Source organism: Sphingomonas sp. SRS2 (assembly GCF_000971055.1).
GTDB lineage: Bacteria > Pseudomonadota > Alphaproteobacteria > Sphingomonadales > Sphingomonadaceae > Rhizorhabdus.
Genome location: NZ_LARW01000047.1, coordinates 23,161 through 40,972 on the forward strand (window position 1 = coordinate 23,161; position 17,812 = coordinate 40,972).

General features: G+C 68.5%; 9 protein-coding genes and 1 pseudogene. 1 reads left to right on the top strand and 9 read right to left on the bottom strand.

What is annotated here, in order from left to right; all coding sequences use genetic code 11:
- Positions 1–52: 52 nt before the first annotated feature.
- The 9 genes and pseudogenes from addA to WP12_RS02440 form a co-directional block, all read right to left on the bottom strand.
- Positions 53–3,484: a double-strand break repair helicase AddA gene (addA, locus tag WP12_RS02400; protein WP_046192178.1), complete on the bottom strand. Its 3,432-nt coding sequence runs from the start codon at positions 3,482–3,484 to the stop codon at positions 53–55.
- Complete coding sequence (gene addB, locus WP12_RS02405; protein WP_046192179.1) at positions 3,481–6,456, bottom strand: double-strand break repair protein AddB; 2,976 nt, start codon at positions 6,454–6,456, stop codon at positions 3,481–3,483. Before addB ends, addA begins: the two co-directional genes overlap by 4 nt.
- 135 nt (positions 6,457–6,591) lie before the next feature.
- Entirely contained in the window at positions 6,592–7,308 is a 717-nt protein-coding gene (locus WP12_RS02410) for a nucleotidyltransferase family protein (protein WP_046192180.1), read from the bottom strand.
- The gene (locus tag WP12_RS02415) at positions 7,305–8,258 is read right to left on the bottom strand and encodes an aminoglycoside phosphotransferase family protein (protein ID WP_046192222.1); all 954 of its coding nucleotides are present in this window, start codon (positions 8,256–8,258) and stop codon (positions 7,305–7,307) included. Before WP12_RS02415 ends, WP12_RS02410 begins: the two co-directional genes overlap by 4 nt.
- Positions 8,255–8,752, bottom strand: coding sequence for a tRNA (adenosine(37)-N6)-threonylcarbamoyltransferase complex ATPase subunit type 1 TsaE (gene tsaE, locus WP12_RS02420; protein ID WP_046192181.1), 498 nt, complete (start codon positions 8,750–8,752; stop codon positions 8,255–8,257). Before tsaE ends, WP12_RS02415 begins: the two co-directional genes overlap by 4 nt.
- The gene (locus WP12_RS02425) at positions 8,752–11,130 is read right to left on the bottom strand and encodes a sensor histidine kinase (protein WP_046192182.1); all 2,379 of its coding nucleotides are present in this window, start codon (positions 11,128–11,130) and stop codon (positions 8,752–8,754) included. The genes tsaE and WP12_RS02425 overlap by 1 nt, the downstream gene beginning before the upstream one ends.
- Positions 11,131–11,393: 263 nt before the next feature.
- Positions 11,394–12,818 carry an efflux transporter outer membrane subunit gene (locus WP12_RS02430; protein WP_046192183.1) on the bottom strand — a complete coding sequence of 475 codons (1,425 nt, stop codon included), beginning with the start codon at positions 12,816–12,818 and terminating at the stop codon, positions 11,394–11,396.
- Entirely contained in the window at positions 12,815–15,937 is a 3,123-nt protein-coding gene (locus WP12_RS02435; protein ID WP_046192223.1) for an efflux RND transporter permease subunit, read from the bottom strand. The genes WP12_RS02430 and WP12_RS02435 overlap by 4 nt, the downstream gene beginning before the upstream one ends.
- A gap of 6 nt (positions 15,938–15,943) precedes the next feature.
- Positions 15,944–17,109: pseudogene (locus WP12_RS02440) on the bottom strand (efflux RND transporter periplasmic adaptor subunit).
- Between the two features lie 126 nt (positions 17,110–17,235).
- Between WP12_RS02440 and WP12_RS02445 the strand changes: the two are divergent.
- A complete protein-coding gene (locus WP12_RS02445; protein WP_046192224.1) occupies positions 17,236–17,799 on the top strand; it encodes a TetR/AcrR family transcriptional regulator in 564 nt (187 codons plus the stop codon).
- The last annotated feature ends 13 nt before the right edge of the window (positions 17,800–17,812 follow it).

Below are 17,812 nucleotides of genomic sequence, written 5' to 3' on the forward strand. Positions count from 1 at the left end.
GCTCAAAAACTCCTTGGTGATGGCTGAGATGTAGGACGGGGCTCGGCCATGCTCAACGGCCTATGCCCTGCTTTTGCTCCTCGCCCCTAAAGCCGGGCTTGTGCGCCGCCAGCAATGCGGCCGGGACCGCCATCAGCGTCGGCCCCGCCGTATAAAGCAGCGCCGCTTCGATCGTCCGGCCGGGAAAGACGACCGCCAGCGCCGAAGCATAGGCTGCCATCTGCTTGATATGGTGCAGCGGCGCGGCGGTAAGATCGGTGGGTGCGCGACGCCCGGTCTTGAAGTCCACGACAAGGATGCGGTCGGGCGTCACCAGCAGTCGGTCGACGGTTCCGGCGATCACCTCGCCCTCGACGACGGCGGCGACCGGAGCTTCGGCGAGCGCCTCCGGCCCGAAGATCGCGTTGAAGCGTGGGTCGGAAATCACCCGGCAGGCATCTTCGGCCAACGCTTTCGCATAGCCGGCATCGTCGACCCCCGCGGATCGCAGCAGCCAGCGTTCGGCGGCGGCGCGGCGATCGTCCGGAGCAATGGCGGGCAGCCGCTCGAACAGCGCGTGGAGAAGGGTGCCGCGCCGCGCCGCCTCGCGCATCACCGCCGAAGGGGGCGGATCGGCGACATCGTCGGCGCCGATCGACGAGGGCGCGAGCGGACGTGGCGGACGAGCCTCCTGTGGGGCGGGCGCGCGAAGCCAGGCGGGTTCGGCGAGCACCGGTGTTTCGCCGCGCGGCCGCGCCGAGGCGGTCGCCGCGCCAGGCTTCACCGTACCGCGATAGTGGCGCGCGCTGCCCCATAGCGCGTCGTCCTCGGGTTCGCTGCCAAGGCCGGCCATCGCCTGCTCGACCGCCTGGTACCAGCTTGATGCGGGGGGGACGCCCCGCGCGCGGATGCCGAGCGCGCCGGCGATGACGAGATGCTCCTGTGCGCGGGTCAGCGCGACATAGAGCAGCCGCCAATGTTCCTGCCGCTCGCGGGCGGCAAGGTGCTCGGCCTCCTCGCGCAGGGCGTCGACCATCTCGGTCTTGCGTGGGCGCAGCACCGGGACAGGCAGCGGAGCGGCTTCATCGATCGCCCAGTCGAGCCGCCGGTCGGGACTCAGATCGGGATCGGCGGTCGCGTCGGCGAGGATGACGATCGGCGCTTCGAGCCCCTTCGAGCCATGGACGGTCATCACCCGCACCGCATCGAGCGGCGCTGACGGGTCGCGGGTAATCTCCACCTCGCCGCGATCGAACCAGTCGAGGAAGCGCTGGAGGGATGCGGTCGCGGTCCCCTCGAACTGCAGCGCCGCGCCGAGCAGTTCCTCGATCGGGTCGCGCGCTTCCGCGCCGAGCCGCTGAATCAGCTTGCGCCGGCCGTCGAGCGGGCCGGTCAGCAGATGTTCGAGGAAGCGATAGGGCGTGGTGAAGTCGGCGCGTCCGAGAATATCGTCGAGCGCCGCATTGATTTCCGCCCCGCCCTTCGCGCGGACGGCGTCGAGCAACGCGCCCTTGCGTCCGAAGCCGACCGCATGGAGCCGGTCATGGTCCCAGCCGAACAGTGGCGAGACGAGCAGCGACGCCAGACTCAGATCATCCTCGCGCTGCACGGCGAAGCGGACGGCGGCGAGCAGGTCCTTCACGCCGAGCGGCGCGGTCAGCCGCAGCCGGTCGACGCCCGCGACGGGGACTTTCTCGGCATGGAGGCGCGCGACGATCAACGAGGCGAGATCGGCGCGGCGGCGGACGAGGATCAATATGTCCTCGGGACGGATGGGCCGTTTCTTGCTGGCCAGCCAGACGCGGTCATCGATCCACTGCCGCACCTGCCGGGCGAGGCGGCTCGCATAGGTGCGGGTGACATTGTCGGCGAAGCCCTCCTCGCCGTCTTCATCGATCGTTTCGTCATGCGCGAGCGGCTTCAACAGCGTCACCCGGCCGGGCATCGGGCTGTGGGCACTGTGCGGCTCGGCGGGATCGACCAGCCCCATCTGTTGGTGGCCGAGGTCGGAGACGAGCCGATCGACCAGTTCGAGGACGGCGGGGGCCGAGCGGAAGCTGCGGTCGAGCGACAGGTCGAGAAATTCGCGCTCGACCTCCAGCGCCTTGAACGCGAAGCGGACGCGGGCGCGGGCGAACTCGGCGGGGTCGGTGCCCTGGAAGCCGAAGATCGCCTGCTTGAAGTCGCCGACGGTGAACAGCGTGCGCAGCGCACTCCCGCGCGCGCCGGCCCCGGCAAAGAACTCCTCGGCCAGGCGGTCGACGATCGACCATTGCGCTGCATTGGTGTCCTGCGCCTCGTCGACGAGGATATGGTCGGTGCTCTGGTCGAGCTTGAAGCGCACCCAGTCGCCCATGCCCGGCGTGTCGAGCAGGCGCACGGCGGCGCGGATCAGGTCGTCGAAGTCGACCAGTCCGGCGGACCGCTTGGCCTGGGCATAGGCGAGCGCATAGCTCTGCCCGGCCCGCAGCCCCGCGCCGATGATCGCGGCGAGCGCGGCGCGGGTGCGCAGCGACAGGAGATAGCCGATCTGCTCGGCGAGCCCACTGCAATGCTCGGCATAAGCGGGATCGGCCTTGAGTAGCCCGGCCTGATATTTGCGCGGCTCGAACCCCTTGGTCAGCGCGACGAACAATACTTCTTCGAGCATCGCGGCGCGCGCCGTGGGAGCGGCGGCGAGGAAGCGGGCGAGGATATCGGCGTCGCACAGTCCGCTGGCGGTGTTCCAGGCGGCATTGGCGGCGGCGGCGGCGCGGAAGCAGCCGAGGTCGAGTTCCGCGCAGCCCCGCTCGATCGCCTCCTCCACATCGCCGAGCGGCGCGCCGAACGCGCGTCGAAGGCGCGGCTCGATCGCCTCGCGCGGACCCAGCGTCTCGAATGCGTCGGGCGCGCGGGCGCAGTCGCGCAGATAATCCTCGGCCCCGCCTTCGCCGAGCCGGAGGCTAAGCGCCTGCACATCGCCGATCAGCGCCAGATCGCCGCCGCGCGCCGCGCCGTCGATCATGTCGGCCAGCGTGCGCCGCGCCAGCGTGGCTTCCTCGCGGCCTTCGATCGGGCGGAAACCGGGGGCGAGCCCGGCCTCGGCGGGGAAGCCCGCGAGCAGGGTCTGGGCGAAAGCGTGGATCGTCTGGATGCGCAGGCCGCCGCCGGGTGCGTCGAGGACGCGGGCGAAAAGCTGGCGCGCGCGCTTCAACGCGTCGGGGTCGCTATCCTCGCCAAGGCGGGTCAGCTCCTGGATCAGCCTGGCGTCCTGCTTCAGGCCGGCCCAATGGGCGAGGCGGCGGTGGATGCGTTCGGCCATCTCGGCGGCGCCCGCCTTGGTGAAGGTCAGGCAGAGGATCGATTCGGGCGCGGCCCCGCCGAGCAGCAGCCGCAGCACCCGCGCGGTCAGCACATGGGTCTTGCCCGTCCCTGCCGAGGCCGACAACCAGACCAGTTCACGCGGGTTGGACGCATCACGCTGCGAGGGCAGCAGCGGATCGAGCGGCTTGAGGCGCGCGCTCATCGGCCCGCCTCCGCATCGCCGCGTCCATACCATTCGTCGAAGCGCATCAGCTGGTCATAATCGGCATAAGGCGAATATTCGGGCGCGATCTTGGCGGTGAAGGGCTCGTCGCCGGTCAGCCAGCGCCGCACCGCCTGGGTCAGCACCCCGGCGGCGTGGGTGGTGAAATCGTCGGGCATGATCTCGCTCCTGGTGCCCACTGGCGATCGGATCTGGCCGAAGGCGTCCTTGTCCTTGGCGAGTGACCAATATTCGAAGGCCAGCGGCTGGCCGCTCACATCCTTGAAGCCGCCCTCCTCGGCAATCAGCCCGAGCAGACCGAGCTGCATCGAGAAGCCGGCATGGACCTGCGCGGCGCTGGGCGGCTTGCCGGTCTTGTAGTCGACGATCGCCAGCGTGCCATCGGCCAGCCGGTCGATCCGGTCGACCTTGCCCTTGAGCGTGACCCCGGCGATCTCGATCCGTCCGTCGATTTCGGCGGCGATCGGGTGCCGGCCCTGCGCCGCGGCCTCGCGCATCCGTTCGGCGACCCAGCGCAGCGCCTCCATCAGTCGCGGCTCCCACAGCGCCTGCATCACCGGATGCGCCGCCATCTCGTCGAGCATGGTCCGCGCACGCGGCAGCAGCAGGTCGGGATCACAGCCATCCTCCTTCATCCACGTTTCAAAGACATTGTGGACGGCGGTGCCGCGCCAAGCGGGGGTGGGATCGGCATCGACCGCGTCCAGCGGTCGCAGGTTGAGCATGGCGTCGGCGTAGAAGGCGAAGGGATCGGCCTGGAGACGATCGAGCTTCGTGACGGCGAGGACGGTGGGCCGGTCGGCGACCGGCGGGGCGGGGGCGGGCCGGTCGAAGCGGATGCGCTCGCCGACGGGTCGATCGATCGCCGCCGCCCAGTTGGGCAGGCGGTGCTCACGGGTCATGCCGCCGGTCATCGCCTCCAGCCGCAGCCAGAAGCGCGAGGCGATCGTCGGCGCGCGCGCGTCGCGGCGGGCGCGGGTGACGATCACCTCGGGCGCGCCGAGCGCCATCGCGAAATCATGCGCCGACAAGCCGATCCGAGCGTCGAGTCCGCCGAGCCCCAGCTCGGCGCGGATGCGCGGCGCGAGCCAGGGGTCGGGGCTGGGCAGCGCCGGCCATACGCCCTCGTTGAGCCCGCCCAGCACCATCAGGTCGGCATGCTGGAGCCGTGCTTCGAGCAGGCCCCAGATCGCCAGGCGCGGGTGACCACCCTGCGGCGGGCGCACCGCGATGCCGTCCATCATCAGGCGAAGCGTCGGGCTCAGGCTGGCAGGCTGAAAGTTGACCGGGCCCAGCGGCGCGGTCGCCTCCAGTTCGGCGATCAGGTCGGCGGCGGCGCGGCCGTCGGGGCCCGACCAGCCCGCATCTTCGGAGAGGGTGGTGACAATTTCGCGGACGGCGGCGAGGAGAGTGCTTAGATCACTGCCTTGGGAGAAGGTCCGTTCCAGAGGCTCCAGCACTCCCTTCACCTCGTCCCACCAGCTTTGCGCCGGCGCGCGAACACGGGCGGTATAGCGGTCGCCATCGGCCAGGAAGCGGGTGACGCCATCGAGCCCGCCGGGCGGCCTCGGCCCGCGCAGCGCGATGTCGAGCCGGCGCACCCCGTCGAGCCAGGGGCCGCGCGCCTCGCCGCGCCGGACCAGCGGATGCTTGAGCAGCGCGAGCAGCGGCACCGGCGCGAAGCCTTCCGCCGCCGCCTCGGCGATAGCGAGGAGCAGCGTCCCCGCGGGAGTCAGCGACAGCGGGGTGCCCGCAGAATCGTCGGCGGTGATCCCCCAGCGGGCGAGGTGCGCGGTGACGCGGCGGGCAAGGACGCGGTCAGGAGTGACGAGCGCGGCGGTGCGCCCCGGCGTCTCGATCGCCTCGCGCAGCGCGAGCGCGATCACCTGCGCTTCTTCCGAAGGGTTGGCGAGCTCGATCGCGCGCACCCCGGTCAGGCGTCGTTCGGCGGGGGGCAGCTCATGCCATTTGTCGGTGAAGGTGGCGGGGGCCATGGCATTGGCGATCGCGGTGGCGCGGACCGATCGTGCGTCGCGTCCGCTGGCCCAGCGCCAGGTCTGAACCTCGTCGCGGCCGATATCCATCTGGTCGAGCAGGCGCTTGAGCGCGAACTGCGGATGGCTTTCGATCGGGCGGGGCGGGCGCGGGCCGTCCGCCTCAGCCTTGTGCGGGCCGAGCGCATCCCACTCCTTGCGCCGCTTGCGCTCGATATCGACGCCCGGCAGCACCACCATGCCCTTCGGCAGGCGCGCGACGACGCTCAGCAGCCGTGCGACGGCCGGTGTCGTGCTGCTGATGCCGGCGGCGATCACCGGACCGGGTGGCGGGCTTGCGCGCCAGCGGCGGGCGGCCCGGTCGAGCAGCAGGTTGCGCCGTTCGGCGAGGTCGATCCGCCCCCGCGCTGCGCGTTCGGCGGGCCAGCGGGTCAGGATCGCGTCGAGCATGTCGAGCGAACGTTGCCAATGTTCGGAGAGATCGGGCAGGTCGACCAGTTCGCGCAGCCGGGCGGGCGGGATCTGTTCGATCAGCAGCTGGTCGAGGGTGCGGCCGAGTTCGCCCGCCAGCCGGATCGCCTCGCCGCCATCGATCGGGTCGCCCGCCGCCGCCCGCGCCTCGCCGGTCAGTCGGGCGAGGATCATCTGCCGTTCAAGCGGATCGATTGCGGGAAGAATCGGCTCATGGTCCTCCGCCCCGATCGGATCGAGCAGCCCGCCGAGCCGCTCGTCGAGCTCGGGATCGCCGATCGCAACGAGGCGCGGCAGCAGCAGCCCGCCCTCGGCGCGGCGGACGAAGGCATCGCTGATCGCCCGCGCGGCACGGTTGTTCGGCACAAGGATCGCGGCGCGGGCGAGGCCGAGCGGATCGTCGCCAAACTCCGCTATCAACCCCGCCGCGAGCGCATCGGCGAAGGCGCGATGCGCGGGAATGGTGAAGACGGTGGGGAGGGTCATGGTGGACAATCTTACCCTATCGTCATCCCAGCGGAAGCTGGGATCTCGTGCGGCGGGGACGGAGTGGAGGTTGCGCGACCCTCCCGAGATTCCAGCTTTCGCTGGAATGACGAATTGGGATGAGGATCGGTCTATTTACGCCAGCCCCAGCATCGCCTCGGTCTTGCCGATCGCGGGCGGGGTGCCGACGTCGAACCACAGCCCCTGATGGACAAAGCCGAACGCCCGGCCCGCCGCGATCGCGCGTTCCCACAGCAGCATGAACCCGAATGGGCCTTCGGGCACATCGGCGAACATGCGCTTCGAGACGATCTGGATGCCGGTATAGACGAATGGCGCGACCTTCGACGGGCGCCGGCGGGTGATCAGTCCGTTTGGGTCCATGTGAAAATCGCCCAGGCCGCTATGGCAATTGGCGCGGGCTTGGGGGACGAGCAGCAGCAGCGCGTCCATCTTGTCATCGTCCCAGCGCTCGGCGAGCAGGCTGATCGCGTCGCGCGGGCCGTCGATCCACAGATTGTCGCTGTTAGCGATGAGGAAGCTGTCCTCGCCGATCAGCGGCAGCGCCTTGTTCACCCCGCCACCGGTTTCGAGCAGCACGCCGCGCTCGTCGGAGATCGTCACGTCGAGATCGGACGCGCGGCGCCGGAGATGCGCTTCGAGCGCGTCGGCGAGATAATGGGCGTTGACGACGACCTTGCCGATCCCGGCGGCGCGGAGCCGGTCGAGGACATGGTCGAGCAGCGGCTTGCCCGCCACCTCGACGAGCGGTTTGGGCCGGGTGGCGGTCAGCGGCCGCATCCGCTTGCCGAGGCCGGCGGCAAGGATCATCGCGGTGCGGATGTCGCTCATGCGGCGTCCCAATGCGCGGCGCGCTTTTCCGCCGGCACATGCGTATCGAACCACGCCTTCACCGGCGCGAGCGCGGGATGGGCCAGGTCGCGCTCGAGATAGGCCCAGACGCGCGGTTGGAAGGCGAGGTAGCGCGGCTTGCCGTCGCGCTTCCACAGCCGGGTGAAGATGCCGAGGATCTTGGCGTTGCGCTGTGCGCCGAGCAGCGCATAGGCGGCGGCGTCGAACGGACGGCGCTCGGCATAGCGCGCGATCATCGCGGCTTCGAGCGGCGCGGGCACGTCGCGGCGGGCATCCTGGAGCAGCGAGACCAGGTCGTAGGCGGCGTGGCCAGCGAGCGCGTCCTGGAAATCGAGCAGGCCGAGGCTGCCGTCGTCGAGCAGCATGATATTCTCGGCATGATAATCGCGCAGCACGGTGATCGACTGATCGGCGCGGATCGGCGCGAGCGCCTTGTCCCATGCCGCGCCATAGCTGTCGGTATCGGCGTCGAGCCCGACCGCCGGCATGTACCACTCGGGGAACAGCCCCGCCTCGCGCTGATAGACCGCCATGTCATAGGGCGGCAGATCGCCGCAGGGGGCGCCGTGGAGATCGGCGAGCAGGTCGATCGCTTGCGCATATATGCCCGTCTCGGCGGCAGGGTCGGCCTCGATCACCTCCTTCATCCGCGCATCGCCGAAATCTTCGAGCAGGATCAGTCCCTGGTCCAGATCCTCGGCAAGGATGCGCGGCGCGCGAAAACCGATCGCGTCGAGGTGGCGGGCGACCGCGAGGAAAGGGCGGCTGTCCTCATGCTCTGGCGGCGCATCCATCAGCACGGCGCGGTCGTCGCCGCGCTCCACCCGGAAATATCGGCGGAAGCTCGCGTCGCCGGCCAGCGGCAGGATCGTGGCCCCGCTCCATCCGGCACGGTCGAGAAAGGCGGGGGCATGCGGCGGGGGAATCATCGGGGCGGCCATCGGCCTTCCCATGCCGTGGGCGCCTGCCAAGTCAAGCGGCGCGCGTCATCGCCCTCGCGTTCGATGGAGAGGCGCAGCGTGTCGGGCCACAGCCGCGCGCCCATCCGCTCAGGCCATTCGATCAGCAGCGCGGCGTCGGCCCGCGCCTCGTCGAGGCCGAGTTCCTCGATCTCCTCCGGATCGTCGATCCGATAGAGGTCGACATGCCAGAGCGGCAGGCTCAGCTCGGGCGGGGCATAAGGGATGACGATCGGGAAGCTCGGGCTAGGCACATCATCCGCGAAGCCCAGCGCCGCTATCAGCCCGCGCGCGAAGGTCGTCTTGCCCGCGCCGAGATCGCCGGCCAGCGCGACGACGTCACCGGGGCGGAGCAGGCGGGCGAGGGTTGCCCCGGCCGCGGCGGTAGCTTCGGGGTTGGTGAGGTGGATGCCGTCTGGCCCATCCCCTGAGGTGGAGGGGGGAAGAATAAGTGCGTCACCCATCAATCGAACGCCTCGCCATGCCGCCGGGGCAGGTGGATCGTCACCGTCGTCCCGCGCCCGGGTTCGCTTTCGAGCGCGATCGAGCCGCCATGCGCCTCGACGAGCTGGCGCGTCAGGGGCAGGCCGATGCCGATCAGCTGCTTGCCCTCCTCATTGTTGGCATCGATGCGCGGATAGCTGTCGAACACGCGGGCGCGTTGCGCAGCATCCATGCCCTGGCCCGTGTCGGAGACCGTCCAGATGATCATGTCGTCGTCGCCATGGACGCGGATCGTCACGCGGCCCTGCGGCGGGGTGTAGCTGATCGCATTGTTGAGCAGGTGATCGGCGATCTGGCGCAGGCGGCGCGGATCGCCGCGCATCAGCCCGAGCTCGGACTCGATATCGACGATCAGCGACACCGGCTTGGCGGCGGCGGCGCGGCCGGCGGCTTCGATCGCCTCGCCCAGCAGCGCGCCGATATCGACATGCTCTTCGGCCAGCGGCAGGTTGCCCGCCGCGCCCTGAGTCAGGTCGAGCACATCTTCGACCAGCGAACCGAGCCGGCCGACCGAGGTCAGGATCGCCTTGACATATTCCCCGGCGACGTTGGGCAGTTCGCCGGCATAGCCCGCGTCGAGCAGTTCGGCGAAGCCCGCGATCGAGGTCAGCGGAACGCGCAGCTCGTAGCTCATATTGGCGACGAAGGCGGTCTTGAGCTTGTCGGCTTCTTCCAGTGCATCGGCGCGCCCGCGCAGCGCCTCCTCGATCCCGCGCGAGGCGGTGATGTCGAGCAGGGTGAACAGCGCGTTGCCATCGGGCAGCGGCACCACGGCGAAGTCGAAATAGCGGCCATCGGCGAGCGCCATTCGACCGGTGCGGGCCTGCCGGTCGACCGTGGCGATGCGGACCAGCTCGCGCAGCAGCTGCGCCCGCGACGGATCGGCGAGCTTGGCGGCAACCAGCTCGACCATCGCGTCGACGCGCAGATTCTGCGCGACGTCGGCGTCGGACAGGCCCCAGATGTCGCGGAAGCCCTGGTTCCAGATGTGCAGCCGTCCGTCCGACGCGAACACGCCGATCGCCTCGAACAGATTGTCGAACGTCGCGGCGCGCACCCGCAGCAGCGTATCGCGCGCGCTCGACAGCTGGACCTGCTCGGTGCGGTCCTCGAAGAACAGCAGCAGTCCGCCATTGGGAAGCGGCTGGGCGACGACGCGCAGATGCTGGCCGCCCGGCAGCGTCCAGGTCTCCTCGATCGCATCGACCGCGTTGAACCAGCCGCGCCTTTCGGTCTTCCAGCCGGGAAAGTCGCGCGCTTCGGGCAGGCGCTGGGTCTCGCGCATCCGTTCGAGCACTCGGTCGAATTCGGGCCGGTCGGCGAGCCATTCGGGGGCGAGCGAGAAGAATTGCAGGAAGGGCTGGTTGTAGAAGACCAGGCTGCGGTCGGGCGCGAACTGGGCGACGCCGGCCGACAGCCGGTCGAACAGCTCGCGCTGGGCCTCCTGGAAACTGCCCAGCTCGGATCGGGTCTGTTCGAGGTCCTGGATGTCGAAGGCGTAACCCGCGACGCCATGCTCGCCCATCGGCACGTCGACGATCCGCATCGTCCGGCGCTGGCCCGACAGTGTGACGGGGACGACATTGGTCTTGATCCGGCCGCTGTCGCGTGCCGCGAGCGCGGTGGCGCGCGGCGCGCGGCCCTCGGCGGCGTCGATCAGCTCGACTCCGCGGGTGACGACATCCTCGGCGCTCACGCCCTCGACCGCAGCGACATAGGCCGAATTGACCAGAGCGAGCTTCAGGTCGGGGCCGCGATGCCACATCGGGAAGGGCGCGGCCTCGATCAGCGCGAGGCAGCTGTCGAGCGCGTCGCTGATCGCGGCGGCTTCCTGCGACAGGCGGGTGATGATCCGCTCGCTGTCGCTATGGTCGAACAGCCAGATGATCACGCCGTCGCCGACCGGGGCGGGGGAGGGGCGGCCGCGCGCCATCAGCACCCGGTCGGTGCCGCTCAGGTGGAGGACGCGCTCGAACTGCCGGCCGGCCTGGTTGGCGGCGGCGATGTCGGCGGCGAGCCCCTCGGCGTCGACCACCGATATGCCGCCGCCGTCGCTGCCCGCCATCGCGTCGATGCTGGCGGGAACAGCGGGAAGGCCGAGCCAGTGCGCGAGCCGGCTGTCGGCGGCGATCCGCCCGTCGAGCCCGACCCGGAAGGGGAGCGCGGGCGCGGTGCCGATCAGCGCCGCCTGCCGCTCGATATCGCGGGCGCGCGCCTTCGCGACCGCGTCACGGCGCAACCCCATGATGATCGACGCCACGGCGGCGGCGACCCACAGCGCCACGATGATCGCGAGCATCAGCGCGGCGATCGGATCGAGCTGGATCATGTCGGACATGGCACGCTTCTAGAGCGGGATCGCGCGGGGTGGAAGCCGCGCTTCCGCCGCCCGCAGAAGAAGCATTACATCGCCGGATATTTGCGTTAGGCTGACCTCAGGCGGCGAAGACCGCGACGGCAAGGACGGTGGATGAGAGGAGAGGCTATGTCGGTGCTCGACGTTATGGCTGATCGCGCGTGCGTTGTGCTCAGCGTGGCTGGTGTGTTGTGGGTGGTATCGACCCTGCTGCTCTGAATATCCCGCTATGCGTGATGGCCGGCCTATCTGAGGCCGCCGCCGAGCGCGCGATAAAGCTCCACGGTGTTGCGCGCGCGGACGAGTCGCGTCGCGACCAGCGCCTGTTCGGCGGCATAATAAGTGCGTTGCGCGTCGAGCGTCGTCAGGAAGGGATCGATCCCGGCCCGGAAGCGCGCATCCGATAGGCGATAGGCGATTCGCGCGCCTTCCCGCCGCGACGTTATCGCATCGAGCTGGGTGGTCATCGTACCGCGCCGCGCCAGCGCGTCGGCCACTTCGCGGAAGCCCGACTGCACCGCGCGCTCATAGCTTGCGAGCAACGCGGCGCGTGTCGCCTCGGCATAGCGCAGATTGCCGCGATTCCGCCCGAAGTCGAAGATCGGCAGGCTGGCCGATGGCGCCACCGACCAGAAATCGCTTCCCGATGTGAAGAGGTTGGACAGCCCCAGGCTCATCGTGCCGAAGGCGGCGGTCAGCGACAGGCGCGGAAAGAAGGCTGCCCGCGCCGCGCCGATATCGGCGTTGGCCGCCCGCAGCTGATGCTCAGCGGCGGCGATGTCGGGCCGGCGCAGCAGCATATCCGACGGCAGATCGGCGGGCAGGTTGTCCAGCGTCAAATCCTGCGTGCCAAGCTCGGCGGGTAGTTGGCCGGCCGGTACGGTCGTCCCGGCGAGCAGGTTGAGCGCGTTCTGATCCTGCGCGACCAGCGTGGTCGCCTCGGCGATGTCCGAGCGCGCTTGATCATGACTGGTCTGCGCCTGGCGCATTTCGAGTTCGGAGGCGACGCCGACGCGAAAGCGCGCCTGGGTCAGCGCAAGCGTCTCGCCGAACGCCTTCTCCAGATCGCGCGCGATGCGCAGCCGCTCCTGATCCGCCGCCATCGTCAGCCATGCGCTCGCGATTTCGGCGATCAGGCTGACCTGCGCGGCATTTCGATTTTCCGCCGCGGCGAAATATTGCTCCTGCGCCGATCGGCTCAAATTGCGGAGGCGGCCGAACAGATCGATCTCCCACGCCGAAATGCCCAGCGACGCGGAATAGACGTCGGTCCGCCCGCTGCCTGCGCTCGCTGTTCCACCGCCGGTCGTGGTGAGAGGCGATTTCTGAAAGGTCGCGCCAGCGTCGGCGCCCAGGGTTGGCAGGATGTCGGCGCGCTGGACACGATACAGCGCCCGCGCCTGCTCGACATTGGCGACGGCGATGCGCAGGTCGCGATTATTCTCCAGCGCCGTCGCGATCAGCTGGCGGAGCCGATCGTCGAGGAAGAAATCGCGCCAGGCGGTGTCGGCCGGGGCGATCGCCGCGGTGGCGTCCGCCGGCACGGCATAAGCAGGCCCTTGCGGTGCCGCAGCCGGCGCCGGCAAGGTCGGCCGGACGTAGCGGGGCGCGAGATCGCATCCGCCCAGCATCAGCGCCATCAGCACGATACCCGATCGCAGCACGGTCATGCCTGGCTCTCCCCGGATGCCGCGTGGTGCTGGCCGAACAGGCGCTTCACCACGGTGAAGAAGACCGGCACGAAGAAGATGGCGAGAACCGTTGCCGACAGCATGCCGCCGACCACTGCCCAGCCGATCGCATTCTGACCGCCCGCGCCTGCGCCGTTCGACAGCGCCAGCGGCAGCACGCCGAAGATGAAGGCGAACGAGGTCATCAGGATCGGCCGCAGCCGCAGCCGCGCCGCTTCCAGCGCCGCCTCCGCCGCGCCCAGCCCGTGGCGCATCTTCTCCTCGGCGAACTCGATGATCAGGATCGCGTTTTTCGCCGCCACGCCGATCGTCGTTATCAATCCGACCTGAAGGTAAATGTCGTTTTCGAGCCCGGCGATCCAGGCGGCGAGAACCGCCCCCAGCACGCCGAGCGGCACGACCAGCAGCACCGCGATCGGCACCGACCAGCTCTCGTACAACGCGGCCAGGCACAGGAAGACGATCAGCAGCGACAATGCATATAGCAGGGGCGTCTGACCGCCCGACAGCTTCTCCTCATAGGACAGGCCGGTCCATTCGAAGCCGACGCCGGCCGGCAGCTTGGCGGCATGTTCCTCCATCGCCGCCATCGCCGTTCCAGTGCTCATACCGGGGGCCGGGGCGCCCATGATCTCGAACGAAGATACGCCGTTATAGCGTTCGAGGCGCGAGGGACCGAAGCGCCAGTCCGTCCGGCTGAAGGCGTCGAATGGCGCCATTGTCCCGGTCTTGCCGCGAACATGAAAGGCGCCGATCGCTTCGGGCGTGGTGCGGAACTGTGCATCGGCCTGCATATAGACGCGCTTGACCCGGCCACGATCGATAAAGTCGTTGATATAGGACCCGCCCAATGCGGTGCTGAGCGTTTCGTTGATGTCGGCCTGGGCGAGCCCCAGAGCGCCGGCCGCAGGTTGGTCGACCGTCAGCTTGAGCTGGGGCGTGTCCTCCAGGCCATTGGGCCGGACCTGTGCGAGCCGCTTGTCCTGCATGGCCATGCCGAGCAACTGGTTACGCGCCGCCAGCAGCGCCTCATGGCCGATATTGTCACGGTCCTTGAGCTGAAAATCAAAGCCGGTCGCGGTCGCAAGCTCGGGCACCGCGGGCGGTACGAAGCCGATCACCATGCCGGCGCGCATCTGGGCGAAGGCGGCATTGGCGCGCTGAGCGATCGCGGCGACGCGATCCTCCTTGCCCTTGCGCTCCTTCCAGTCCTTCAGCTTGACGAAGGTGATGCCGACATTCTGTCCCTGCCCGCCGAAGCCGAACCCGGCGATCGTGAACACGTCGGCGACAACATCCTTCTCGGCGTTCGCGAAATGCTTCTGCACGCGGTCCAGCGTGCGAGCGGTCTCCTCGATCGACGCGCCGCTCGGCAGCGTCACCTGGGCGAGCATCGTGCCCTGATCTTCGGCGGGCAGGAATCCCGACGGCAGGCGCAGGAAGATAAACGCCATCACCGCGACGATCAGCCCGTAGACCAGCAGGGTTCGTCCCCAGCGGCGCTCGACCGTGCGCACGCCATGATCATAGCGTTCGATGCCGCGATCGAAGGTGCGATTGAACCAGCCGAAGAAGCCCTTGCGCTCGCCCTGATGATGGGCGGGCTTCAGGATCGCCGCGCACAGCGCCGGGGTTAGGATGAGCGCCACCAGCACCGACAACACCATCGACGATACGATCGTGATCGAGAACTGGCGATAGATCACGCCGGTGGAGCCGCCGAAGAAGGCCATCGGCAGGAAGACGGCGGAAAGCACCAGGCCGATGCCGATCAGCGCGCCGCTGATCTCGTTCATCGACTTGTACGCCGCCTCCCTGGGCGTCAGCCCCTCGGTCTGGATCAGCCGCTCGACATTTTCCACGACGACGATCGCGTCATCGACGAGCAGGCCGATCGCCAGCACCATGCCGAACAGGGTAAGCGTGTTGATGGTGAACCCGGCCAGCAGCAGGATCGCGAACGTCCCGAGCAGCACCACCGGCACCGCGATCGTCGGGATCAGTGTGGCGCGCCAGTTTTGCAGGAACAGGAACATCACCACGAAGACGAGGACGATCGCCTCGATCAGCGTGTGGATCACCTGCTCAACCGACAACCGCACGAAGGTCGAGTTGTCGACGGGGTACGTCACTTTGATTCCCGGCGGGAAGGTTTTCGCGAGTTCGCTTACCGCTGCTTTGACGTCGTCGACGGTTTGCAGCGCATTGGCGCCCGGCGCTAGCTTGATGCCGAGGCCCGAGGCCGGATGACCATTGAGCCGCGCCACGAAGGAGTAGTTTTCGGAGCCCAGTTCGACCCGCGCGACATCGGCCAGCGTCACCACCGATCCATCGGGGTTCGAGCGCACCAGGATCGCGCGGAATTCCTCCGCCGTGCGCAGCCGCGACTGAGCGGTCACGACCGCGTTGAGCGTCTGGCCCTGCACCGTCGGCAGGCCGCCGATCTGGCCGGCCGACACCTGGGCGTTTTGCGCGCGAACCGCCGCTTTCACATCGGCGACGGTGACGCCGAGCGCGGCCATCTTGAACGGATCTATCCAGATGCGCATCGCATATTGCGCACCGAGCACCTGGGTATCGCCGACGCCGTCGATCCGGCTGATCGGATCCTGCAGCCTCGACACGATATAGTCGCCCAGATCGACCTGATCGTGCCTGCCGTCATCCGAATGGAGGCCGACGATCAGCAGGAAGTTGGCCGTCGATTTGGTTACCCGCAGGCCCTGCTGCTGGACCTCCTGGGGAAGCAGCGGCAGCGCCTGCTGCAGCTTGTTCTGGACCTGGACCTGGGCAGTGTCGGCATTGGTGCCCTGTTCGAACGTCAGGGTGATCGCAAGATTGCCGGCGGCGTCGCTGGTCGAGGCGAAATAGCGCAGATTGTCGATGCCCTTCATCTGCTGTTCGATGATCTGGGTCGTCGAATTCTCGAGTGTTTCGGCGTCCGCGCCCGGATAGACGGTGGCGACCGTCACCTTTGGCGGCGCGATCTCCGGGAACTGCTCGGTGGACAGGGTTTGCAGCGCCAGCACCCCGGCGAGCATCAGGATGATCGCGACGACCCAGGCGAAAATCGGCCGATCGATAAAATAGCGTGACAGCATCGATCAGTTCGCGCTGGCCGGACGAGTGATCTGCTGCGGTGCACCGGGCGTCACGACGGTTCCGGGTCGAAGGTTCATCAGCCCCTCAACGATCAGCCGGTCGCCAGGGCGAAGGCCCCTGCTGACGATCCACTTGTCGCCGACCGGGCGATCGAGGGTTATATCGCGCTGCTCGACCTTGTTGCCCTTGCCGATGACCAGCGCGGTCGCGCGGTCGCGCGGCCGCGCGGATCGCGGGTAATCCCCTGCTGGGGAGCGAGCAGCGCGCTGGTCCGTACCCCCTCCGTCAGCCGGGCGCGGACATACATGCCGGGCAGCAGATCACCGCGCGGATTGGCGAAGCTGGCCCGCAGCGTGACTGCGCCGCTGGTCTCATCGACCGTGACTTCCGAAAATTGCAGCCTGCCCTCAATCGGATAGGCTTTACCGTTGGGGAGCATCAAACGTACCGGCGCGCCCTCGCCGCTGCGGACGCCGCCGCCGCGCATCGTTTCCTTGAGATCGAGCAGTTGCGCCGCCGACTGCGTAATATCCACATAGACCCGCCCGGTCTGCTGGATCGTGGCGAGCGGCTCGGCCTGCCCGGCCTGAACCAGCGCACCCGCGGTCACGGTCGAACGGCCGATGCGGCCCGCTATAGGCGCGCGTATGCGGGTGAAGCCCAGGTTCACCGCGGCGGCATCAGCCGCCGCGCGTTGCGCCATCACGTCGGCGTTCGCCTGCTGCGCCGACGCATCGGCATTGTCGGCTTCCTGCCGGCTGACCGCATTGATCGCGACGAGTTCCCGATAGCGTTGCGATTGCAGGCGCGTCGCGTTGATGGCGGCCTGCGCACGCGCAAGATTGCCGCGCGCGGCAGCGACGGCGGCGCGATAGGGCGCGTCCTCGACGACAAACAACAATTGCCCCGCGCGCACATTGGCGCCTTCCTCGAACAGCCGCTGGCGGACCACGCCGCTGATCTGGGGCCTGACCTCGGACGTACCGATCGCCGAAACCCGTCCAGGGAGATCGGTGGTGAGCGCGACCGATTCGTTCGAAAGCGTGACGACGCCAACCGCGGGCGGCGGAGGCGGTGGCGGAGCTTCGCCGCCGCAACCAGCCAGCAAGAGCAGCGCGGCGATAGCCAGAGTCTTGCGTCCAAACTGGTGATCGAGGGGCGATTTCATAGGATAATCTCTGGCTGGCGCGCTCCGGAATGAACGTTCATTCCGATTGCGGCGATCTACGGGATGTGCGAGAAGCCGGTCAAGGCAAAAAAGCCGGGGGGAAAGTTTTTGGGTGCATTGCAGCAAATGCCGGATGGCCACAGCCGCATCTTGGCGGCGGCTCGCCACCTGTTCGCCGAGCGGGGATTTCACCGGACCGCCATGTCCGAACTGGCGGCCGAGGCAAAGGTCAGCGTCGGCCAAATCTATCGCTCGTTCAAGAACAAGAATGACATCATCGTCGCCATCGTCGGTGAAGACGTCGCGGACTTCCTGGCAGAGTTCGATGACGCCCTGCGGCGCACGCAAGCGGGCGAGATCACGATCGAGAAGGCATTCGAGCTGCTCGTCTGCAACAACCTGACCGAGAGCGAAACCGCGCTGTCCTTCGAAATGCTGGCCGAAGCGAGCCGCAATCCATCGGTCGCGGAGAAGATCGACGCGTTCCTGACGCCGTGCCGCGTCACCCTGCGGGCCCTGGCCTGCGAGGCGAATAAGGCGCTTAGCGAGCACGCGCTCGAAGCCGCTGAGGAATTTCTGCTGGCCTGCCTGTTCGGCCTCGGCCATCGGCCGCTGTCGCGGCGGGCGAAGGATGTCGCGGCGACTGCGCCCGACATCGCCCGGCTGATGGTGAAAGCGCTGCAGGGCTGACCCGCCGGAAGGC